This is a genomic window from Chroococcidiopsis cubana SAG 39.79, from assembly GCF_003991895.1.
In the GTDB taxonomy this organism is placed as follows: domain Bacteria; phylum Cyanobacteriota; class Cyanobacteriia; order Cyanobacteriales; family Chroococcidiopsidaceae; genus Chroococcidiopsis; species Chroococcidiopsis thermalis.
Window position 1 is genome coordinate 35518 of record NZ_RSCK01000004.1, and the last position, 22489, is coordinate 58006.

Genomic DNA, 22489 nt, shown 5'->3' on the forward strand with positions numbered 1-22489 from the left:
GGGAGACAAGGGGGACAAGAGAGACAAGGGAGAACTCGCTCTTCCCCGCGACCGAAGGGAGTGGGGATTAGGGGGCGAAGGGGGACAAGGGAGACAAGTGGCAAGTCGCAATTCAAAATTTCCTGACTCCTGTACGGGCGGGTTCAATTATACTCTCTGTTTAGCACGGAGTTTTTTGGTAAACCTGCCCCTACAACGTCTGACTCCTTACAAATAACCAATGACAAATGACAAATGACTATTCATAACATTCCAAACAAGTCATCGTCTAAGTCGTAGCCTAGCATTTGACCCATAGATTTCAACCGTGCCGTGCTGGGGATCCCCATTTGTTGTAGCCAGTCATGCAGAACAAATACTTTTTGCATGAGGAAAATTTCTAGGGCTTCGGGATTGAATTGAATTCCTTCTTGGCGATGGAACTGATGGGGAACCAGCATAGCAGTGTAGCGGGACAGTTCGCCTGCTTTCCAATCTAAGAGAAAAGGTAGCCAGGGATAGCGACTGTCAAGGCGAATAAACCACATCCGTACTTCGGGAATTTCAGACAGTTCCCGTGGATCGTCTGAGGGACGAGGATAATCGATCTCGAAGCGAAGTTGCTGCTCGTAAGTGGCGATCGCCGATTTTTCTTGCGATATATTTTCGATCGTCTTGGCAGCTGGCAATACATCTAAGCTGTTGAAGTTGTCAGCCTTGAGAGAAATAGTGATAGTCATGGCGAAGTCAAAAGTCAAAAATCAGGAGTCGTAGGGGCAGGTTGATTTGTGCTGACTGTAGCTAGACGAGTATGTTATTAGTCAAACCCGCCCGTACAGAAGTCAGAAACCGGATAAAACGCTGCAAAGAATCTAGAGAGGCTTTACAACGTTTGCGCATGACATTCGCGCTGTTGATAATTTGTGCCTTGTGCCAGCAGTTTACGACCTTCATTCTCTCAAAATAGCGATCGCCTGCCGTAACAATTTTGGTAAATGCTAGATATACCTACAAAATCGTTGATTTATGCAGGAAGTTTTGCGAATCCAACTGCTAGCAACTGTATAGGTAGATGGTGGTGCGATCGCTCGGATAATCTATTTTTTAGGACAAATCTTGACTACAAGACTAATCTATGAATATTCAAAAGTCTAATTTCTCGATGAGAATTTGGTGGAAATTAGCTGGTTTGGCGGGAGTTGCTGGAGTTTTTGCCCTAGTTGCTGCTCCTGTGGCTGCCAGATTTTATCCTCGTTACGCGCTATTTCAACCTTCTGCTTATAGTAGCTATCCCTATCGCAGTTTTAAGAGCAGTATTGCCGATACTCTGTCCAAAGAAGCTAAATTTGCCAATCTCGTTGATGAGCTAAAAGAAGCTGGTTTACTGGATACTTTAAAGCAATCGGGACCATTCACGATTTTTGCTCCTACTGATGATGCTTTTAATGCCTTGCCTAAAGACATCTTTCGGCGTTATAGCCAGCCAGAAAATCGGAAGAAAGTACTGCAATATCACGTCGTCTCAGGTCATGTTACCCCCGATCGCGTCGATAGTGGTGCGATCGCCACAGTTGAAGGCAATGCTGTCAAAATTGCGATCGCTTCTGATGGAACGGTGAAGCTCAACGATGCTAATGGCAAGCACCCCTCGATTGTCACTCAAAATGGCGTGATTATTGAGGTCGATCGGGTCCTGCTACCACCTGATTTTTAGGTAATACACTTGTAGGGGCGCAATTCGGAGGGGACGCAATTCGTAGGGGCGCACAGCTGTGCGCCCCTACGTGTATTTTATCTACTGCCAATTACCGACTAAAACAAACGGACTCCAAAAGTGAGGATGGCTGTACCGCTTGTCTTGCAGCAGCGATAGTTGCGCCTGACGCATTGCTTCGGCGCGACTACCGATTTTTGTCTTCCTGGTTTGTTCGATCTGGCGATAAAATTCGCCCATAAACTTAGCAGTGCTTTCATCCTGTACCGCCCACAGCGTTGCTAGCGTACTCCTTGCCCCTGCTCTTACTGCAACTCCTGCGAGTCCCAAAGTCGCTCTTTTATCCCCGCTGGCTGTTTCGCAGGCACTTAGCACTAATAATTCAATCGGTTCGCGTCCTATTGGATTATCTTGCAGTAAATTACCTAGCTGTTTGACGTTAATTCGGTGATCCCAGGCAAGGATAAAAGTATCGTCAGCTACAGAACTAAACTGGGCGTGAGTCGCCAGGTGGACTATGGGAAACCGAAAATCGCTAATTGCCTGCTTAATTTGGTTACTGGTAAATTGTTCGTTGAGAAATTCCTGGGCTGCTAACCCTAGTTTTTGAATCTGGGCAAGTTCTACTTGCACGTTGTTCAGTGGTTCAAAACCTTGGTGAGGAGCAAAGTTAGGACGAATTTTGCTAATTCCTGCTGCTAAAGCTTTCGGCTCGACATCTGCAATCGGTTTGGGATCGAGTAGTTGTAAGCCTGGAGTTAAGCCCAAGGCATATTTTTCAATGAGATATTTATTGCTGCGGCGATCGCGCAAAATAGCCATTGGGATGTTTCGCAAATCTCCGTCGAGGACGAAAACTAAGGTTTTAACCTGAGATTTGGCTAACTCTGTTTCTAGGGGTTGAATCAGCCAATCGTACAGTTGTTGGTATTGGGGTAAAAATTCCTGTACGACGCTCTGAGGCTCGATCAGCGATTGCTGTACGCTTTCTATGGTGTTGGCTAGCTGTGCAGGCGGAATTTTTTGCGTATGCAGGCTGGGATCTCGATTGGGTAAGCTCAGCAGTACTTCTAGCCGATCTGGGAAAATAATCGGATAAATTACTGCTGCTTTGGGATCGATACGATCGATCTGTTGGGGATTTGCTTCGACACAGGCTTCGCGGAAAAAATTGTTAAGTTCTGCCAGTTGTAGAGATTCGATCGCATTTCGTGCTTGGGTAAGATATTTCGTGCCATCCTTTGGCTTGCCCGTTTTTTCTAAGCTAGAGGCATATTCTAAATCGAGTTCTACCAACTGACGATAGACTGGTTCGACGCTCTCGCGAAACGAAAACTGGACTTCTGGGTTAATGGCGACGAGATCGCTACGTATTGATTGCAAGGCATCGTAGGCTTTAGTATAAGCCGCGATCGCCTCTGGAATATTGCCATTTGCTCTATGGATGCGTCCTAATTGCCAAAACATTTGGTAGGCAATATCTGGGGTTTCAAAATTGGTGGCGATACTGAGGGCTTGTCGAGTATACTGCTCGGCTAGTGATAAATTCTGTTTTCCTGCCAGTTCGTGCAATTCACCTCGATACCCCAAAGCGTAGGCTTGAGCGCGTTTATCTCCTAAAGTTGTAGCTTGTGCGGTTGCTTGGATTAAAAGTTGCTCGATTTGCTCAAATGTTGGTAGTTGTATTTTTGCATTTCCTGACTTTTGGATGGGCAGGTTTAGCTGGATTATTGGTTTGTTTCCAGACATATCTGATAAACCCGCCCCTACAAAGGCTAACTTAATTAAACTTTGGGCAAAATTCAGCTGTTGATAAACACCTGTATGACTGGGGGTTAAAGTAGTTAGTTGGGGAAAGAGCGATCGCCATAATTGAGCAGCGCGATCGAAGTCCTGAAGTTTTAACAATAAAGTCAATTGATTTAGCTGTGCTTGCTGACGCAGGGTTGACGAGGAAGTTAGCCTGATGACTTCATCGTAAGCAGTTAATGCTTTTTCTTGGTTGCTCTCGCGTTTGCGGCGAACTCTTTCTGTTTCTGATAAAGTTTGTGCTGTATTACCAATGCTGAGATGAGTTGCAGCTACTTCTGCGGAAGAATTCAATTTTTGCGCTAGTTCTAAACTCGTTTCTAAAAATATTAGCGATCGCTCTGGCTGGGCGATCGAGCGAAGTAATTCGCCTAAACTTCGCAATCCGACTATTTGAGTTAGAGTCGGTGTTTTTGTCGCTACGGCTTGTAGTTTATTTGTTAATTCTTCTGAAGATATCAAACTTATGTCTTGACAATTATCAGCTTTTATATTCACATTTACTACTTCTAATAAAGTCTTGCAAGCACGGGAATAAAGTCCTAAATCTTGCATCGCTTGAGCTTGGTTAATTTTGCTTTGAGCTGCTAGACTTGATTCAATTTGCTCGTAAATTTTCGTTGCAGCTTGCCAAGTTGACAAAGCATCTGTTGCTTGCCCCATCTCCCTTTGCAAATTTCCGTGAATGTCTAAAGTTTGAGCCAGATTTTTTTGTTCTTCTTTACTTTGAGATTGATTTTTTAAGAGAGCTAAACTGTTAGCGATCGCTTTTTTTGCTAGTTCCCATTGTCCTAATTTTTGGTGAGCTAAAGATAGATTGCTCAGCGCCATTGCCTGATTTAAGCTATCTTTTTGAGCTACAAATGCACTGATAGCTTGCTTCCATGCATCTACTGCTTCTTGATATCTTTCACTCTGATATAATTTGGCTGCATTATTAGTAAGTTGCGTAGTAGTTTGTTGAGCTTGGATAACAGAATTCGATAAATTTGAAGCAATAACAGGTGTAACTGTTGCCGACAAAAAAAATAGTAACACTACCAGAAATAACTTCAATCTAATAGCCCCCCTTTTTAAGGGGGGTTGGGGGGATCTGCGAAGACTGGCAAACAATCGGGGCGAATCAAATTCGCGTCTACACAAACCAAGTCCGCCTGCGCGGACTAAGAAAAAAACTAGACGCAATGTGCAACTTTCACTTTTTCCTCCCTTAAAAAGGGAGGCTAGGGGGGATCTCTTCATGAGTAGCGTAGTTCTGCGATCCCCCAACCCCCTTAAAAAGGGGAGCCACTTGCATGGGCGGGTTTCCCGACTTGAGCAAAGTGGCGTGGCTAAGAAAAAAATCGTACATCGCATAAATAGAATTTTAAATAACCCGCGCAGGTGGGTTTTGCCCGCATAGCTACAATTTCCGATCGCCCAGCTCTTTTTCTTGTCCATATTTAATTTGAAAAATTCCCAAATTTTGACTTTTGACTTTCAACTTTTTAAATCATCTTGCCGTACAAGTAGCAGGATTTTGCCTAGAACGCTCAACGCCTTTATTCGTAGGATCGTAAGTTGTGAGCATCACCTCACCTTTGTTGTTGAACACCCATCCTTGAGCAGGTACGATTTCTTGAGTATTAGAATTTACGGATGGTAAGTTAATATTTGTTGTCGCAGTATTAGCTTTACTAGGAACAGGTGAAACTATACCAACTCGCACGTTATCGCTGCTGAGGGTTTGGTTGGGACTAGGTGGCAATCCTCCCCGTCCTGTCACGGTAAATTCACTTCCTACACCGCGCTGGCAGGGGTTCTGAGCAATTTGTGTCGAAGGATCGACTACATTTTCCGGCAATTCAATCAACCCGCGACTAGGATCTACATCTGGAGTATTGAGATCGACAGTACCGCTGAAATCCGTTCCTAGTGTGGAAGAAGCAGTAATATCGCTCTCTGGAGTTGGTTGTTCTCGAAACCTAATGCCAAAAATACCATCAGCAGCAATACTTACTCTGCCACCAAAGCTTTCTTCAGCATTAGCAGTGATGTTACTATCTTCTCTGGGCAAAGCAACGAGATTTCCAGTATTAATCGTGATATTTCCTCCAGTAACATCACCTTGGGCATTGGTCGTGATGTTACTTTGGCGGCGTAAGATTAGATCGCGCGATTCCAGCTCGATATTACCTTGACCACCTTGAGTATCAGCAGCAATTAATGCTTGGTTATCCAATCGGATATCTTTAGCAATAGTTAATTTTATGTTGCCTGCTTGATAGTTCTCTACATTGCTATTGGTATTGAGTTGACCACCATTTATCAAAGATAGAGAATCAGCAGTGAGTCTGATACTTCCTGCATTTCCTCGTCCACGGGTACTAGCATTGATTTGCCCGCCATCAGTCACTGTGAGCAAGCCAGCGATAAATTCAATGCTGCCACCGTTGCCCTGCGCTCCGTTTTCTACAGTACTGAAAATGCCGCTACCGATACCACTGTTGCTGATTCCAGCAATCGTCACAGTATCTCGAATATCGAGCTTGACATTTCCTGCGTTGCCGTTACCACCAGGCTGTGTGCGAGAGGCATCACGAATGAAGGTGTTGAGCGAACCGCCATTTGTCAACGAGAGTGACCTAGCGGCAATGTTAATATCCCCGCCTTTGCCTACACCTCCTGCTTCTACAGTACTGAAGGCAGCACTGGGAAAATTACCTGTTCTATCCGTACCATCGAAGGAAACGGTGTCGCGAGCAGTAATCTTAATGTTTCCTGCATTTCCCTGTCCAAAGGTGCTAGCACTTATCGATCCGCCACCAATCGCCGTAAGTGACCCAGTAAAAATCGTGATGTCTCCACCATTACCCTGTCCTCCAACTTCTACATTGCTTCTAACAAAACTGTGGTCGAGAGAGACTAGATTACCAGCAGAAATCGTCACATTTCCTGCATTTCCTCGTCCAAATGTATTGGTTATTACACTAGCGCCATCACTCACGAAGAGGTTACGAGCATTGAGAGTAATATCACCACCCTGACCAGTTCCTACAAACTCAACTCCTTGTATGTTGCCTCTGCCTACAGAAGTACTGGCGAAACTTCCTTGCCCATCAAAAGAGACATCGGCATTAGCAGCTTCAATACTGATATTACCTGAATCTCCTGATGTATAAGTAATAGCCTGCAAATTTGAGTTACTACTTACGGAAATGGAATCAGTTGCTTTGATTTGAATATTTCCGGCATTCCCTTGTCCTAGAGTGGAAGTAGTGATTAAAGCAGAGTTAGATAACGAAAGAGAGCGCGTATCGATAATAATGTCATTGGCACTGCCTCTAGCAGATTGTCCTACAGCACTAGCAATTCCCCTACCAAGTCCTGCTAAACCTTCTAGAGAAACGCGATCGCTGGCTGTAATAACCACCTTACCAGCATTTCCTTGTCCAAACGTAGAGGAGCCAATCGCAAAATTGCCTCTTCCTTCAAGGATTTCTGTGGTGATGATGACATTGCCTGCATTTCCGATTGCTGTATCTCCTACTAGTTGCCCACCTACCGAGTTGAGAATCGTACTAGGTGAAGGTGAATTGGCTTCTCCAGCAATTCTTACTCTATTGGTTGCATTAATTGTAATATCCCCTGCTTGAGCGCTAATTGCCCCTTAATTTGGCAGGATTCCAGCGAATAAGCCACTTCCTGAAAATATATCTAGGTTGCGGGCATTAACTGCGATACTACCTTCCCCAACACCATTGACACTGACAAAAGCATTATTAGTCAGCGATACATCTCCTCGCGCTACACTATTGGGAAAACTCAAGCTACTGTCATTATTTATTCCAACCGTTCCTGTTGCTGAGAGTCCCCCTAACTCAATTCGTCCTCCTGGTGCTGCTAGAAATCCGCTATCAAGGGTAACGTCACCGCCTATCAGTGCTAGAGTTCTTCCTGGGACTACCTGAAGTCCAACTAGATTAGTATTAACATCCCGCGTTACGTTAATACTCCCAGGATTATCTCGAAATCGTAGCCCAGTGGGAATATTTACAGTCAACAACGGTGGCGCAGCCCGATCGCTAGCACTAAATTCAAAATTATTGTCAAATACTAAACTATCTGCCGTACTCGCAAAAAACGATCCCCTTAAATCCAAACTGGCATTGCGTCCGAAGAAAATTCCATTGGGATTAATCAAAAATAAATTGGCATTACCTAATACTCCCAACCTACCCAAAATATTTGAGGGATTTGCCCCTGTAACGCGACTGAAAATGTTGGCAATACCATCAGGATTAGCAAAATAAGCTCCTCTTCCCTCATCTATATTAAACTCGCGAAAACTGTGAAAAAGATTGGAGCCGCGAGTCGCACCACCATTAATCAAATCGACTCCATCAACGATATCAGGCACTACTTGAGAGTTTTCCGTTCCTAAAGTATTATCCGGTTCGATCTGGGCTTTGACGCTAGCCAGCGGAAATAAACTAACCAAACTCGCAATCAAAAACGAATAGAAAAAGAGCGATCGCCACACTAATTTCATAATTAAAAAGGACTGTAATTTACCGAGAAATACCAACCATTGTCTTGCCAAGTGCGATTTCGCGAATCAACATCCGTCAGCGGAATACCATAATCCAAACGAGCATTCAAGCGATCGCCCATTTGCCATTGCAAACCCAAACCAACACCCACCAAACTATTAGGATCGGGATCGGGATTGTCAGAACCATTCCAACCCAAACCAAAATCAACAAAAGGAACAACCTGCAAAACTCCTTCAATATCTTTTGCTCGTAGCACTGGCAATCTCACTTCTGCCGAAGTAAACCAGCCATTATCAGTCAACAACTGGTCTTGCCGATAGCCTCGAACGCTCTGAAAACCACCAATGCCAATCTGTTCCAACGGTACGAGGGTTTCAGAAGCAAATTGTAGGTCGGAACGCAAGACAAACAACATATCTGGTGCTAACTGTCGCACGTACTGCCCTTGTCCTCGCCAAGAGAAAAATCGACTATCGGGCGGATCGCTGTTAATCGTTGCATCAAACAGCCCCACCCCTAAACTGAACTGAGAACGTAGGGCAAAAACTTGTTGAGGGCTGCGTTGGGTATATTCCTGAAAAAACCGAATTGCAGATACCTTGGTTTCCCCATCCTCATCGGCTCCAGGCGAAATCGGAATCTCTTCCCCACCAATTTTGGTCTGACTCTGCTGGCGAGATAAAGTTAAACCTAATGCTAGCTCTCGCGTTGGCGTTTGAATAATCGGTTGGCGAGAACTCAGTTCCAAGTAAAACGAGTCTCCCGTAATATCAATCCGGTCGAAAGGCGGCTCGACAACATTGGTATCGATAAACCCACTCGCTAGGGTAAACGTCCCATTTCGAGGATTAAAGGGTACTGTATAACTCAGGTCGAAAGCATTACTACCCTCAGTGTTGGTGTATTTCAAATTCAAGCCATCTCCAATCCCAAATAAGTTAGCTTGCCTGAAATCGATTCCCCGCCGAAAACTACCCACACTGGGAACGCGACCGTTATCGGCAAATAATTCCGTCCGCAAAGAATCTGCTTCTGTCACCCTAACTTCCAACAAGCTTGTTTCTGGACGCGAACCAGCCGACAATTCCGCTGACAGATTTTGAATCAGGGGGTTGAGCTGCAATAGTTGCAGTGCTTCCAACAGTTTGAATCGGTTCAAAGGTTTAGTAGTTGCGATCGCTAATCGACTGCGAACATACTTGGGATTCAGTCGCCGCGTCCCCGTGACGCGAATGTCTTCCAGTCCACCTTCAACAATCTGCACTTTGACCGTTGCTGCTTTCGAACGACCCAAAAATCCTAGTTAATAAAGGCAAAGTCTTATATAAGCTAGGCGGAGATGCATATAAACGAGCATTAGACATTTATACAAAAGTCTTAAAAATTAATCCAAATAATGTGGAAGCTTGGAGTGGAAAAGGTTTAGTCCATCTAGGCTTAAATCAATCTCAGCAAGCTTCAGAATCTTTTGAAAAAGTTAAGCAACTTAGACCTAGCGATCCAAGTATTTGGCAGCAAATAGGTTTGACAGTCGAACAGATGAAAGGAGGGCAATCTGCCAGACCGTATTTTGAAGAAGCGTTGTCATCCTATGACGATCTTCTGGCGAGAAAACCGAGAGATATAATTAGTTGGACTGACAGAGGAACTGTTTTACTAAAATTAAATCGTCCTCAAGAAGCGCTTGATTCTTATCAAAAAGCAATAGATATCGATGTCAATTTCTATGAAGCCTTAATGGGCAAAGCTAATACGCTAGTTTTATTAGGAGAAAACAATTATTTAGATGCGCTAATAGCATACAATCAAGCAAGTAAAATTCGTCCTAAAGATTATCAGGTTTGGTACAATCGTGGGATGCTGCTATCGCAACATTTAAAGCGCCAAGGAGAAGCGATCGAATCTTTTGACCAAGCCATACAACTCAGAGATAACTTTCATCCCGCTTGGCTAGGAAAAGGTATCGCGTTAACAGAAATAGCACGCCATCAGCCAGCCCTCGAAGCCTTTGACCAAGCAATTAAACGGCAACCACAAGATCCTTTTATTTGGGCGAATCGAGGAGATACTTTAACAGAACTAAAAAGATATCGGGAAGCACGGGATTCCTATCAACAAGCGATCGATTTAGGATTTCCCCGTGCAGAATTAGAAACTCAGTTAGCAAATGCTCAAAAACTAGCAGCAGACTGATGAGAATTCGGAATTCGGAATAAATGCTGACGCTACACTACATGAATGGAATTCGGAATTGAAGACACACTAACAACCAACTACCAATTACCGCTCACTTACTAAACTCCTGGTAAGCAGCACGCGAGACCTGCCGGATCAATTCTTTTGCTTGCACGTTATTGTGGGGGCGCTTGACCATAGCAACGGCAACATAGCGTTTACCGCTGAGCAGATCGACTAAACCGACATCCCCTACCATTGAACCAATATCTCCAGTTTTGTGAGCAATTGTCGCCCCTGGTCCCAATCCTTTTGGTAATAGCGTAGCTGTCTGCGTGCGGCGCATAATATTGAGTAGGCGATCGCGCGATTTGACGGAAATTAGATCTCCTTTTTGCACTGCTACCATCAATTGAGCTAAATCTTTAGGACTGGTCGTGTTTGTCCCTTCCAGGTCTGGTAACAAGTTCCGCAATTCTGTTACGGTTAAACCCCAGTTTTTGAACCGCTGATTCAAAGCTGCAATGCCACCCAAACGCTCTATGAGTAAATTAGTTGCCGTGTTATCGCTGACAATAATCATTTGAGTTGCCGTTTCTAAGGCAGTAAACTGACTACCCAACGGCTTGTATTGAAAGCCTCCCGCACCACCACCAACTAATTCTTTTTTTAAAGTTAACTTTTCGTCTAATCGAATCTTGCCCGCGTCTACATCTTGAAAAAAAGCAACCAAGATGGGAAATTTGATCGTACTTGCAGCCGCAAAAGTTGTATCTCCATTCCAATTTAGATAAGTGCCTGTCTCGGTATCGATAAAAAACATGCCAGGAAACAACTGAGTGTTGTTCGCTGCCAATTGTTGCATCAGCGTTTTTAGTGCTGTAATTTCTTGGGTTGGCTGAAGTGGTGCAGCATGGGCAATAGTTTCTCTGGCTTGTAGCTGCGGCATAACTTCCATCGCCGTAATTGGTATTTCTTCAGAGGTGATGCGTGTGGTAGGGTCTAAAGCCGATAGCACCGTACCCGCGATCGCGCTGATGCCAATTCCCAGAATTAACAACCGCAAGGCGTATACAATCAATTTATTGTGACGCTGCGGGTGTTGTCTTTGCTTACTCTGTTTTCTAGTTGGTGTTGGCAGTGTCTCGCCAGTAACTCTTCTGCTACCATTATCTCCAGAAGAAGTCACTGTTTGGCTACGGTTTTTCCTATCGCTGTTTCTAGATTCCCCAGAGACTATACGAGCGTCTTGTGGTGAGAAACGCCCACGTGGATTGCGCATCTTAGCCTGTTCGCGCTGCTGCGAACTACTTAGACCTTTTTTATGCCCAGCGTTTGACCGCTTACCTGAATTTGACGACCCGCTTTCTAATACCATTGACTTACAGAAGACAACAAGGGCGAACTGGACTTGAACAATAACCTAACACTGCTTGCATGAGTTGTAAAAGCAAGTAGTATTGGGTCAAAGTTTATCTCAACCAATTTGTAATGGCGATAAATCTTCAGATGAAATATAGCCTAGAAAAGCACTAATAAGCGATCGCTATCACCGATCGCTTCCGAATTCCGACTTCCGCGCTTCCGAATTCTTCATAGCCCACTCCATCTGAGTTAATATCCCCCGCAACATTGATACTTCAGTATTTTCTAACTGAGTGCGGTTAAATAGTTGACGAAATTTTTCCATGCGGCTAGTAGCAGTATGGGGGTAAAGATAGCCAATTTTGAGTAGTAGCGCTTCAAGTTGTTGGTAAAACCCTTCTAAAGCTTCTACAGAGGCGTAGTCAACCGCGATCGCGCTCTTTTCATCGTTGACTCCTAGTTGGCTGTATTTCGCCAGTTCGTAACAGCAAATCGCCACAGCTTGAGCTAAATTCAATGAAGGATAGGCAGGGTTGGAGGGAATGCGGATAAAGCGCTGAGCGTAGTACATTTCCTCATTACTCAATCCTCGCGACTCGGGACCAAAGATCAAGGCTGTTGCTTGTTCTGAGGTTGAAATTAACCAAGGTAAAGCCTCTTGCGGCTGCTCTAATTGGATGTCTAAGGTGCGAGGACGAGCAGTCGTAGCGATCGCCCTCGTACACCCCTGCAAGGCTGCTGGTAGCGTTTCGACAACTTGGGCGGCTTGCAAGAGATCGAATGCATGGACTGCCATTTGTTGTGCTTCCAGCGACAGCGGATCGCACTGGGGATTGACTAACACCAATTGCTGCAAACCCATATTTTTCATCACCCGGGCGATCGCTCCCACATTCAGCGAACCTGCTGGTTCCACCAGCACGATTCTTACCGCTGCCAAGGGGTAGGCGGGGGCTGCAAGCCCATTTTTACTGTAAGAGGGGGAAGTAGACTCATTCACAATTCCGTAAAATTTAGTTACTCTCTCAACAACTGTATATGGCACGCACTCGATCTAAATCTGACCTACCAACAAAAATTTGTCCAGTGTGTCAACGCCCCTTCACCTGGCGGAAAAAATGGGCAGACTGTTGGGATGATGTGAAATATTGTTCCGAACGCTGTCGCCGTCGCCGTTCTTCAGTGTAGAGACGTTACACGTAACGTCTCTACAAGGCGATCGCGCGATCGAAAATAAAAAACCGCCAGGAGATGGCGGTTGTTGAGCAATCGGAGGGTTTTCAACAGCTTACCGATTCAGATTGTAGAGATTTGTAATGTTGTTTACACCAAATACGATTTCTGCCCTCGATTCACCATCGAGTGTCAATATTTAATAGTTTTTTCATCAACTGGCATGAGACAGTCTGCTATTTTTCCAGAACCAGTAATCTCACCAGTCAAATTCCTTGTAAAGAAAGGATCGAATCCAAAAGCAGCAAGTCAAATTATTCTGTTTGCTTTTCTTTTGGAAACAATTTTCCTGACTGCTCTCCTAGCCAAGGATAACGCCGATGACTATTAATTCGATTTTTTTGTTTGGCGATCGCGATCTGTGCTGTTGCCTGTCATGCCAACATGTCATACAAGTTCTTCCCATGATGCTTGTTGACTGACTGCGTGGACAGTCGGTGTTCCGGCGTATGGGAGTCAATCCAGTTGCGTTGCGCTTTCGCCTCCTGCTCCACTCTTGCAAGATACTGTTCGTCGCCTAGATCGCTCGCATAGTGCATGGCGGCTGTTAGCATATGGTAAGCAGCTTCATAATGATTGCTCGTTAAAGCTTGGTTGCTGAGCGCCATTAAGCTTTCGTAGATCTCGTCAGTTTCTCTAAATTGTCGATCTTGCATTTGTCGTTTCCACTTCCATGCAGGCTAGGCTGGTATGTCCCACTACCTGTAGCCGATCGCGCCGATCTTACTAAAATAATAGCTTGTTGCTTACACTTGTTGCTTACACTTGAGCAATCATCTTGAGCTGTAGAAGAATGCACTTACTTGTTTTTCTGGGCGTTCTTAGCTTGCTCCAAAGCAATTTCTTTAACCGTTTGATAAGAATTTACATTCGCTGCCCCTTCAATAGCTTTCACAGCTAAGTCTTGTACTTGTTTGGAAGTTGCCTCTAATTGTTTAGCAAGGCTTTGAATCCGCGCTTCTTGATTTTGAATAGTTTGTTCTAAAGAGTGGACGCGCTGTTCGTAAAATCGCTTTTGTCCTTCGACTTCTTTAGCATATAAATCCGATTTAATCTTTGCCTGATAGTGAGCGATGCCTTTTCCTTCTTCTGTTGCCTTTTTCAGTGCCGCTTCTTTTTCTTTAGGAAAGACTTCCACTTTAGCTTTTGCTTCTGCAAACTGCTTTTCGCGTTCCGCGATCGCTTTTTCTCTTTCCGTCCATTGTTTCTCTTGGGTTTGCTGAAACTCCTCTAATTCTCGATAAATATTTTTTTGAGTTTGTTCGTATTCTTCTACCGCTAATTTACGCTGCAATTCTAAATTATATTTATACTCCGCAGTCTCTCTTTGACGAGTTTTTGCTTGAGCTTCATTTCGTTCTTTAATCTTGACTTTATATTCTTCTTGCTCTTTATTCCATGCCTTAACTTTTGTTTCTACTTCCTGCTCTAAAGTTTCTCGTCTCTGACTAAACTCCTCGCTAAAAGTTTTTGAATTGTCTTCATAGCTCTTAATCAAGCTATCTAAAGTTGTGTCATCGATCTTTTTTAGACTATGTAGAATTTGTAATTGTTCTGTCTCAGTTGCCACATTACGACGAATCTCTTGTAATTTGGAAGCTTCTGTAGTAAGCTGCTCTGATAATTCGCTGACAGCACTACCAACTCCTAGCTGAATTTTGCCTAAGTTATCAATAATAGAATTCATTCTTTGTTGCACGGTTGCAGATTGATTCATATCTAGTTTTGGCTCGGATATTGGTTTTGCTTGAACTACGAGAGTTTCCTTAGCTAATTTATCGAGTTGAGATTTCAGAATGGTTTTTTCTTTCGACATTTCCTCATAAGCCGCTAGGATCTCAGCTTTCGTACTCTTTTCACTTAGTTTTCTTACTACCATAAATAATCTCCTTTTCTGTTTTTAGTTATCAGCGAACAGGGAGCAGGGGAAGAAAGAGGATTCCTGACTTGTCTCCCTTATATCTTCATTCTTCCCCTAACCTCTAGTTCCATTTTGAAAGGCTCTCAATGCTAATTCTTGAGCTTGTTGCTGTGCGGCTTGCATTTGCGCTGTTAAGTTTTCAATTTGCTCTATTTGTCTAGTAATAACTTGCTCTAAAGACTGCACTTGTAATTCGTAACTCTGTTTTGCTGCTTGCCATTCTTTCTCAAATAGATCGGCTTTAACTTTTGCATCCTGGTTGACATCTTTAATCGCTTCTTCTCTAGCTTTTTTAACTGCTTCTTCTAATTCTGTAGGGAAAGCAGCAATTTGTTTTGTATATTCTCCCAGCAATGACTGTTGTTCGGTCAAAATTTTTCCCGTTCTGCCCAATCTTTTTCTTTAGCTTGCGTTGCTTCTTCTATTTCTCTTTCAAGTGTACGCTTTTTCAGTTGGTAAGTATCAGCGTTAATTTTTTGTGTCTGTGCGAGTCGATATTGATACTCTTCTACTTCTCGCTGTCGTTCTTTAACTAACAATTCATTTTGATATTGTAGGTTTGTTTCAAACTCTACTTGCTCTTGCTGCCCAATTTTTCGTGTTTGCGTTATTTCTTTTTCTAAGTTTTCCTGCTGAGTTGTTGCGCCTTGCTCAATTAATTTTAATTTTTCTTGATGCTCTTGATTTAAAATGTACAGAGTATCAGCAACAATTCTAATTTGTTGTAATTCTTGTAAATTTTGAGTCTCTACTTCGATAGCACGCTTGAGTTCGTCTAACTTAGAAGTTTCTTTAGATAATTTCTCTGATAGTCCGTTAACAATTCCGCCAAACTCTAGTTGCAGTTCGGCTAAGCCTTTCACGATGTTATCTACTGTATAGCTAGCAGCAGTTTGAAGAATTTGTTTATTCTTTTCCTTGTCCGCCTCCTCTTGTTTAGTAGCAATTTTTAATGACATATCCTTTCTATCAGCCAGAATGCGTTGAAATGTTAACAAACGATCTGTACTGTCTTTAGCTACGAATCGATTCATATTGCAACTCCTGCAACTAAATTTAAGAGAGATTTAAGTTAAAACGAATACTCGTGGCTATACCCTAAGATATAGATCCTAAGCTAGCCTTCCTTGAGGCGATCGCAAAGCAGTAAAATTGCTGAAATGACCGTAGAAAATGGCAGATAGCGCTTAGCAATTAGCCCAAAGCTACACACTAACCGCAATCCATCTGTTTATAGTACAAGTGTACTGTAAAAAATATATCTGAGTGAATGCAGACTGTCAAGATCTGGATTTCTCTAAATTTCCAGAAATTTGCAGTTGAAAGGATTTCGGATGTCTTCCGATTAGATAATAATGGTGCAAGAACAGATCGATAAAAACGATGTTTACTCGCGAATTGACCAACAGTTCCCCCAAGGTGGAAATCGGGCACATGAGCCGCATTCTGGTGGTAGAAGACGAAAACCTGATTCGGGAAATGCTCGTGATGGCTTTGGAGGCAGAAGGTTTTGCGATCGCTACTGCTGCTGACGGACGTACAGCTTTGACCTTACTTCAGAGTAGCGAACCTACCTTCGGAGATTTTCCCTTCGATCTGGTGATTTTAGATCTAATGCTGCCTCAGATCAATGGTTTAGATATCTGTCGCTTGCTCCGCCACCAAGGAAATCAAGTACCAATCTTGATTTTGAGCGCCAAAGGCAGCGAAACCGATCGCGTCTTGGGTTTGGAAGTTGGCGCAGACGACTATCTGACAAAGCCTTTTAGTATGCGGGAGTTAGTCGCGCGGTGTCGTGCTTTGTTACGCCGCCAGCGCATAGGCGTATTACCACAAGTCCCGATTCTACAATTTAAAGATGTCACCCTTTATCCGCAAGAGTGCCGCGTAACCGTCAGAGCGCAAGAAGTCAACCTTTCCCCTAAAGAATTCCGCTTGCTAGAACTCTTCATGACTTATCCGCGCCGCGTCTGGTCGCGAGAGCAATTGCTCGACCAAGTCTGGGGAGCAGATTTTGTTGGAGACAGCAAAACTGTAGACGTTCACATTCGTTGGTTGCGGGAAAAACTCGAAAAAGACCCCAGCCACCCAGAATATTTGGTAACGGTGCGCGGGTTTGGCTATCGATTTGGATAGGTTGATGGTTGTTGGTTAACAGTTGATAGTAGGCGCTGACGCTACACTGCGTGAAGACAGTTGACCGCTCTTGCTCCCTCAACTCCCTCAGCAACCTTGCGCTCCCTCAGCTCTCTTTTCCCTGCTCCCTGCTCCCTAGTAAGAAGGGTTAAAGTGATAGTTAACCCACTTTTGATCCTGAACCTTTCTGATGGTACTGCTGGCGTTTTTGCTGGGACTAGGGATAGGAATTTGCTTGTGGTTGTGGCAGTATACCCAATTACAAGCTAGATTGCGGCGTTTACTGCGAACAGTATCTAATGATAGTGAGATGGCAACTTCCCTGGGAGCTATCCCTCGGTTGCGGCACGAAATTGTTTCGGCGCGACAGCAACGGGAAGAGTTGCAAGCTAAACTGCAAACCTGGGAGCAGTTGATGCAAGTCGCTCCTGTAGGATACTTGCAAGTAGACGAAGAAAATCAGTTGTTGTGGTGCAACCAACAGGCACAGCAATTGCTAGGCTTGCAAAAATGGGAACCAGGACAGGTGCGCTTACTATTGGAGTGGGTGCGTTCCTATGAATTGGATCAGTTAATCGAGCAAACGCGAGAAAGACAGCAGCCGCAGGTTAAAGAGTGGTTGTTTCATCGAACGAGTGCAGATGCAGCAGCGCTGAGTGAATTGAGAGCGCTGACAGTGAACGCAGCCACCTTACCTCTGCAAAACGGACAGGTGGGCGTATTTTTGGAAAATCGCCAGCCATTGCTCGATTTAGCGCGGACTCGCGATCGCTGGGTTTCCGATTTAGCACACGAACTCAAAACGCCATTGACTTCAATTTTATTGGTGGTAGAAAACTTACAGCAACAACTCGAACCACCATATAAACTTTGGGTCGATCGCCTCTTACCAGAAGTGGAAAGATTGATTAGTTTAGTGCAAAATTGGTTGGAATTAAGCCAACTAGAGTTAGATCCCAGCCGTCAGCTCAAGCGCGAACCAGTGGAATTGCGATCGCTGATTGATTCCGTATGCCACACTATAGAACCTTTAACACAGCGACAGCAGCTCCGTTTATCCTATTCCGGTGCAGAAACTTTGTGGATCGAGGCAGACAAGTCTCGCTTAACGCAAGTGTTATTAAATTTACTCGATAACAGTATCAAATATAGCCCTTTTCAAAGCACGATTTGGGTTAATGTCGAACTAATTAATTCAGAAACTAAATCTAATTACGTGCAGATAAATATTATTGACTCCGGTTGTGGCTTTCCAGCAACAGATTTACCTTACGTATTTGAACGCCTTTATCGTGGGGATCTAGCCAGAGCTAGACAAACAACACCCGACTCAAAGAAAATTTCTCCTTTTACAACTCACGGTAGTGGTTTGGGCTTAGCGATCGTCAAACAAATTGTTTCGGCACATGGTGGCACAGTAAAAGCCATGAACCATCCTGAAACTAAAGGTGCTTGGCTGCAAATTGAGTTGCCAACTCAATGACAGAGCAGATGCTTATAATAGTAAATGTAGATGCTTATATATAGTGAATATAGTTAGTAATTTACGTCACAATCTGCTTTTCCTGCCAGTGACAGATACAGTTAACAAGATTTATAACTAATAATAAAATCCTACCTTTATACTACGGTGTCAGAATTGCTCAACGTAGATGCTGTTCCTTTCCAACCTCACCAACCTAGCCGCACTCACTTTGAGCGTCGCCTCAAACGTCTAGAGCGAGATATTTTGCGCATGGGAGCTTTGGTAGAAAACTCATTTCGCCTCAGTCATCAAGCACTGTTTGCCCGAAACCTATCAGCAGCAGAGGAACTACCACTGCTCGACAAGCAAATCGATCAATTTTATCGCCACGTTGAGATTGAGTGTGCGGCGCTACTAACTTTAGAAGCACCAGTAGCAAAGGATTTGCGCTTACTAAGTGCCTTTATGCAGCTGGTGCGAGACCTAGAAAGAATTGGAGATTATGCTGAGGACTTAGGAGAAATTGCGATTAAGCTATTTCCCTATCCCCCTCATCAATGCATCCCTCAGATCGAGATTATGTCTCACCACGCCCAAGCTATGTTAGCGGCTAGCTTGATGGCGCTAGCGGATCTAGATGCACAAGCAGGGTTAGCAGTCAAGCAATTAGACGACGTTGTAGACGACTCATACGAAAATCTTTATCACACTTTAGCAACAGAAAGAGATATCCAAGGAGTTTTAGAACCTTGGTTGTTATTAGCTTTGGTAATTCGCCACTTAGAAAGGATGGCAGATCACGCTACCAACGTCGGTCAGCGAGTCGCTTACATCGTTACCGGACAACGCTCTTAGCAGTGACCAGTAACTAGTGGCGGTGGAACCAGTGGCTGGTGGCTGGTGAATAGATGCTTACTGACTTCCGACTTCTGTACGGGCGGGTGCGCGCAAATAGATAGACAACTGCGACTGTAAATCTTTGGTCAAAACCCGCCCCTACGACTTACAACTGACAATTCACTTTTTAATGAAAACTTACTGACTTCTTAAACTAAGCGTTTTAATATCTAGCTAACAAGTAGTAATAATAAAAGTTTAGTAATAGAGACGTTTAGTCATAAAGCTTAGTGGTGAGATGTTGTAGGTAAGAGCGAGCATGTGACTGATGAAGCTCAAGTGCCAGAATGCCCTAATGTCTTTGCTAGGGAAAGCGAGTGCGGTTGCACTTGAAAATATGGCTTCAGAAGTGCCAAGTTTCACACTGTCGTTTTTCCCATTGTTGTTTTGGCGATGGTTTAGGCAAAGGCAAGCGCGATCGCAAATCTTACCCGATCTACTACTTAATAATATTTTGATTTGTCTCAACGCGATCGCCATTTGGGATCGCACAGTCAGTCTTTGCTATAGCTATAAATCCCCTCTGTCGCATAACACAACAGGGTCAAGCCACAGAAATTTCCTCACTAACTTTAGAAGGATGATAGCAATTCTCGATTGCGTGCGTGACATTTGTAAGGGCGCACGGCTGTGCGCCCCTACAGATCGTCTGTTTTACCCAATTGAAAACCGCTATGAAGCAGTGGAGAGCTATTTTCTCTCCCCCTTGTCTCCCTTGTCTCAATTTTGAATTTTGAATTCTCACTGTCCCCTTTGTCCTCTCGTCTTATGGCAATCTCTACTACAACTCCTAGCCTTGTTCCTCAGTCATCCCAACGACTCTTTGCCCGCCACGACCTGATTCCCTCTCGTCCAAATATTTTATGGCGGATTGAGCGCGGAGCCGTGCGCACTGTTACTTGGAGCGAAAGCGGCACGTTAATTACTCTGGGTTACTGGGGTGCAGGAGATCTAGTCGGTCAACCTTTATCGCGAGTCGTTCCCTACCAAATTGAGTGTTTGACCAGTGTTGAAACAACTATAATTCCATCTGAGTTATGGCATTTGACTGTAGAGGCAATGATGTCTCACGTTTGCCAAACAGAGGAATTGCTGAGCATTATTCACCGCAAACCCGTTTCGCTTAGATTGTGGCAGTTTTTAATCTGGCTAGGTCAAAAATTCGGTCGCGATGTCGATCTGGGAAGATTAATAGACGTTGCTGTTACCCATCAAGAAATAGCCGAAGTTATAAATACGACTAGGGTATCGGTAACGCGGATGTTACAGCAATTCGAGGAAGAAGGGCTGTTAACAAGACACCAACGACGCATTATTCTGCGTTTACCAATAGGAAAGGCAAAAGTCTAATTCCGGTTCTCATCCGCTTCTAATTTAGTCTACTAGGAGGCGATCGCAGTGAAATTACGGTGAATTTACGATAGTGCATACACGGTTCCAATTTGAGTGAATTGGTGAGAATATTATAGATAGCCAAGAGCGATCGATAGCTGAAATCTCTCTTGAGTTGACAACAGCAACTATGCATTGGTGTGAGTGAGAAGATATATGTCGAAACTTATTTGGAATACTCTCAAACTAAGTCCCATTTTACTAACAGCAACCCTGTTTGTAGCAACTCGGACTCAAGCTGCTGAACCCCTACCTTTGGAAGAAGTACAGCAAACATCTGTTACCCAGTTATCTGAAGAGAAAGCTCCAGAAACTCTAGCCCAAGTCACGTCCGTTTCTCAGCTGTCTGACGTACAGCCTACCGACTGGGCTTTTCAAGCCTTGCAGTCTTTAGTCGAGCGCTACGGTTGTATTGCTGGTTATCCCGATGGAACATATCGTGGCAACCGCGCCTTGACCCGTTATGAGTTTGCCGCAGGTTTAAACGCTTGTTTAGACCGCGTGAACGAACTGATTGCCACCGCTTCTGCCGATATGGTCAACAAAGAAGACCTGGCAACGTTACAGCGGTTGCAGGAAGAATTTTCGGCGGAACTAGCTACCCTGCGCGGTCGCGTTGATGCTCTAGAAGCACGGACGGCAGAACTAGAAGCAAATCAGTTCTCTACCACAACCAAACTGAGTGGGGAAGTGATTGTTGCCGTTTCTGACGTATTCGGTGGTAACGAGCTAGCTGCATCTGGAAGTGGCGAACCTACAGGTGATGACAACGATGTCAACACTGTTTTGGCAGACCGCGCTCGTCTGACTTTCAACACCAGCTTCACCGGAAAAGACGAGTTGAGAACCCGTCTGCAAGCTCGCAACGTTGTACCATTTGGCACGGGTCTGACGGGTACGAATATGACTCGTCTGGGCTTCGATGGCGATGAAGGTAACGACGTTCAAATTGACGATTTCTATTACAAGTTCCCGCTTGGCGAAATTGCTGATATTAAAGTTGACTTTGACAATGGGGAATTCAACGATAACGTCTTCACCTTCAACCCTCTACTAGAAAGCAGCGGTCGCGGTGCTATTTCTCGGTTCGGACGTTTCAACCCCATTTATCGTGCGGGTGATGGTGCTGGTTTAACTATCAACTTAAATCCCAAAGGTGTAATTAGCGCTTCTGCAAGCTATCTAGCTCGGAATGCTAACGATCCGACAAATTCTTTTGGTTTGTTTAACGGTGATTATGCCGCTCTGGGACAGATTGCCTTCCGTCCTAGTGATAACATTGCGATCGGTGCGACCTACGTTCACACCTACGACAACTCCACCGTAAGCGATATTACGGCGACTAACGGTATTAGCGTTTCTGGCGCAACTGGCAGTGTCTTTTCTAACAACCCCTTCAGCGGTGCGTCAACATCCACCAACCAGTACGCCTTACAAGCTAGCTTTAAGTTGGGTGGCTTCACTCTTGGCGGTTGGGGCGGTTATACGGTAGCGCTCAATGAAGACAGCCCTTCACAAACTGCTGATATTTGGAACTGGGCAGCAACCCTGGCTTTACAAGATGTAGGTAAAGAAGGTAGCGTACTTGGTTTAGTCTTCGGTCAGCCACCAAGAACAGCTAAAAATGATTTTGGCGGTCGCCGCGACCAAGATACTTCATATCACTTAGAAGGTCTCTATCGCTTTCCGCTCACCGATAACATTGATGTGACTCCTGGTGTCATTGTCATCTTTAATCCAGAGCATAACGACAACAACGACACGGTTTATGTAGGTACGCTGAGAACGACATTCCGCTTCTAATGCTATATCCCCTTGTCTTGGCAAGGGGATTCCAAATTAGTTCGGATTTATCCACATAAGCTATG

General features: G+C 44.3%; 15 protein-coding genes and 3 pseudogenes. 9 read left to right on the forward strand and 9 right to left on the reverse strand.

Annotation, left to right across the window (positions count from 1 at the left end; translation table 11 throughout):
• Window positions 1-242: 242 nt before the first annotated feature.
• The gene (locus DSM107010_RS03860) at window positions 243-719 is read right to left on the reverse strand and encodes a CRR6 family NdhI maturation factor (RefSeq protein ID WP_015153493.1); all 477 of its coding nucleotides are present in this window, start codon (window positions 717-719) and stop codon (window positions 243-245) included.
• Window positions 720-1114: 395 nt separating this feature from the next.
• Between DSM107010_RS03860 and DSM107010_RS03865 the strand changes: the two genes are divergently transcribed.
• Window positions 1115-1693, forward strand: coding sequence for a fasciclin domain-containing protein (locus DSM107010_RS03865; protein ID WP_106168571.1), 579 nt, complete (start codon window positions 1115-1117; stop codon window positions 1691-1693).
• 81 nt (window positions 1694-1774) lie between these two features.
• Here the strand turns inward: DSM107010_RS03865 and DSM107010_RS03870 are convergent, their stop codons facing one another.
• The 3 genes and pseudogenes from DSM107010_RS03870 to DSM107010_RS03880 all read right to left on the reverse strand — a co-directional run.
• Window positions 1775-4558 carry a CHAT domain-containing protein gene (locus DSM107010_RS03870; protein WP_241994114.1) on the reverse strand — a complete coding sequence of 928 codons (2784 nt, stop codon included), beginning with the start codon at window positions 4556-4558 and terminating at the stop codon, window positions 1775-1777.
• Window positions 4559-4994: 436 nt separating this feature from the next.
• A pseudogene (locus DSM107010_RS43515) lies at window positions 4995-8033 on the reverse strand (two-partner secretion domain-containing protein).
• 2 nt (window positions 8034-8035) lie between these two features.
• A pseudogene (locus DSM107010_RS03880) lies at window positions 8036-9319 on the reverse strand (ShlB/FhaC/HecB family hemolysin secretion/activation protein); the annotation flags it as partial.
• On the opposite strand from DSM107010_RS03880, the gene DSM107010_RS03885 reads away from it, so the two are divergent.
• Window positions 9310-10230 (forward strand): tetratricopeptide repeat protein, encoded by a 921-nt coding sequence (locus DSM107010_RS03885; protein ID WP_127022413.1) that lies wholly within the window; start codon window positions 9310-9312, stop codon window positions 10228-10230. The pseudogene DSM107010_RS03880 and the gene DSM107010_RS03885 overlap by 10 nt on opposite strands.
• 94 nt (window positions 10231-10324) lie before the next feature.
• Here DSM107010_RS03885 and DSM107010_RS03890 read toward each other — a convergent pair whose 3' ends face one another.
• Window positions 10325-11401 (reverse strand): serine hydrolase, encoded by a 1077-nt coding sequence (locus DSM107010_RS03890; protein WP_241994116.1) that lies wholly within the window; start codon window positions 11399-11401, stop codon window positions 10325-10327.
• 360 nt (window positions 11402-11761) lie between these two features.
• Window positions 11762-12577, reverse strand: a complete 816-nt coding sequence (locus tag DSM107010_RS03895; RefSeq protein WP_241994117.1) for an RNA methyltransferase — start codon at window positions 12575-12577, stop codon at window positions 11762-11764.
• A 38-nt stretch (window positions 12578-12615) separates the two neighbouring features.
• Here DSM107010_RS03895 and DSM107010_RS03900 point away from each other — a divergent pair, with 38 nt between their 5' ends.
• Window positions 12616-12765, forward strand: coding sequence for a DUF2256 domain-containing protein (locus DSM107010_RS03900; protein WP_106169315.1), 150 nt, complete (start codon window positions 12616-12618; stop codon window positions 12763-12765).
• 419 nt (window positions 12766-13184) lie between these two features.
• Here DSM107010_RS03900 and DSM107010_RS03905 read toward each other — a convergent pair whose 3' ends face one another.
• From DSM107010_RS03905 to DSM107010_RS03915, 3 genes and pseudogenes are all read right to left on the reverse strand, one after another.
• A complete protein-coding gene (locus tag DSM107010_RS03905) occupies window positions 13185-13466 on the reverse strand; it encodes a hypothetical protein (protein ID WP_106169314.1) in 282 nt (93 codons plus the stop codon).
• 143 nt (window positions 13467-13609) lie between these two features.
• On the reverse strand, window positions 13610-14689 hold the full coding sequence (locus DSM107010_RS03910; protein WP_106169313.1) for a hypothetical protein: 1080 nt from the start codon (window positions 14687-14689) through the stop codon (window positions 13610-13612).
• A gap of 96 nt (window positions 14690-14785) precedes the next feature.
• Window positions 14786-15765, reverse strand: a pseudogene (locus DSM107010_RS03915) (hypothetical protein).
• A 349-nt stretch (window positions 15766-16114) separates the two neighbouring features.
• On the opposite strand from DSM107010_RS03915, the gene DSM107010_RS03920 reads away from it, so the two are divergent.
• From DSM107010_RS03920 to DSM107010_RS03945, 6 genes are all read left to right on the forward strand, one after another.
• Window positions 16115-16867, forward strand: coding sequence for a response regulator transcription factor (locus DSM107010_RS03920; RefSeq protein ID WP_015153506.1), 753 nt, complete (start codon window positions 16115-16117; stop codon window positions 16865-16867).
• A 190-nt stretch (window positions 16868-17057) separates the two neighbouring features.
• Entirely contained in the window at window positions 17058-18350 is a 1293-nt protein-coding gene (locus tag DSM107010_RS03925; RefSeq protein ID WP_106166810.1) for a sensor histidine kinase, read from the forward strand.
• A gap of 147 nt (window positions 18351-18497) precedes the next feature.
• Window positions 18498-19187, forward strand: a complete 690-nt coding sequence (phoU, locus tag DSM107010_RS03930) for a phosphate signaling complex protein PhoU (protein WP_015153508.1) — start codon at window positions 18498-18500, stop codon at window positions 19185-19187.
• Between the two features lie 310 nt (window positions 19188-19497).
• Window positions 19498-19959 (forward strand): hypothetical protein, encoded by a 462-nt coding sequence (locus DSM107010_RS03935; RefSeq protein ID WP_127022416.1) that lies wholly within the window; start codon window positions 19498-19500, stop codon window positions 19957-19959.
• Window positions 19960-19997: 38 nt separating this feature from the next.
• The gene (locus DSM107010_RS03940) at window positions 19998-20579 is read left to right on the forward strand and encodes a Crp/Fnr family transcriptional regulator (RefSeq protein ID WP_015153510.1); all 582 of its coding nucleotides are present in this window, start codon (window positions 19998-20000) and stop codon (window positions 20577-20579) included.
• 198 nt (window positions 20580-20777) lie between these two features.
• Window positions 20778-22424: an iron uptake porin gene (locus DSM107010_RS03945; protein ID WP_106166811.1), complete on the forward strand. Its 1647-nt coding sequence runs from the start codon at window positions 20778-20780 to the stop codon at window positions 22422-22424.
• Window positions 22425-22489: the final 65 nt, after the last annotated feature.

Coding starts and splice junctions, on each gene's coding strand:
- DSM107010_RS03860 (WP_015153493.1), bottom strand. CDS start 719: ATGACTATCACTATTTCTCTCAAGGCTGACAACTTCAACAGCTTAGAT.
- DSM107010_RS03865 (WP_106168571.1), top strand. CDS start 1,115: ATGAATATTCAAAAGTCTAATTTCTCGATGAGAATTTGGTGGAAATTA.
- DSM107010_RS03900 (WP_106169315.1), top strand. CDS start 12,616: ATGGCACGCACTCGATCTAAATCTGACCTACCAACAAAAATTTGTCCA.
- DSM107010_RS03905 (WP_106169314.1), bottom strand. CDS start 13,466: ATGCAAGATCGACAATTTAGAGAAACTGACGAGATCTACGAAAGCTTA.
- DSM107010_RS03910 (WP_106169313.1), bottom strand. CDS start 14,689: ATGGTAGTAAGAAAACTAAGTGAAAAGAGTACGAAAGCTGAGATCCTA.
- DSM107010_RS03920 (WP_015153506.1), top strand. CDS start 16,115: ATGTTTACTCGCGAATTGACCAACAGTTCCCCCAAGGTGGAAATCGGG.
- DSM107010_RS03925 (WP_106166810.1), top strand. CDS start 17,058: ATGGTACTGCTGGCGTTTTTGCTGGGACTAGGGATAGGAATTTGCTTG.
- DSM107010_RS03935 (WP_127022416.1), top strand. CDS start 19,498: ATGAAGCTCAAGTGCCAGAATGCCCTAATGTCTTTGCTAGGGAAAGCG.
- DSM107010_RS03940 (WP_015153510.1), top strand. CDS start 19,998: ATGGCAATCTCTACTACAACTCCTAGCCTTGTTCCTCAGTCATCCCAA.
- DSM107010_RS03945 (WP_106166811.1), top strand. CDS start 20,778: ATGTCGAAACTTATTTGGAATACTCTCAAACTAAGTCCCATTTTACTA.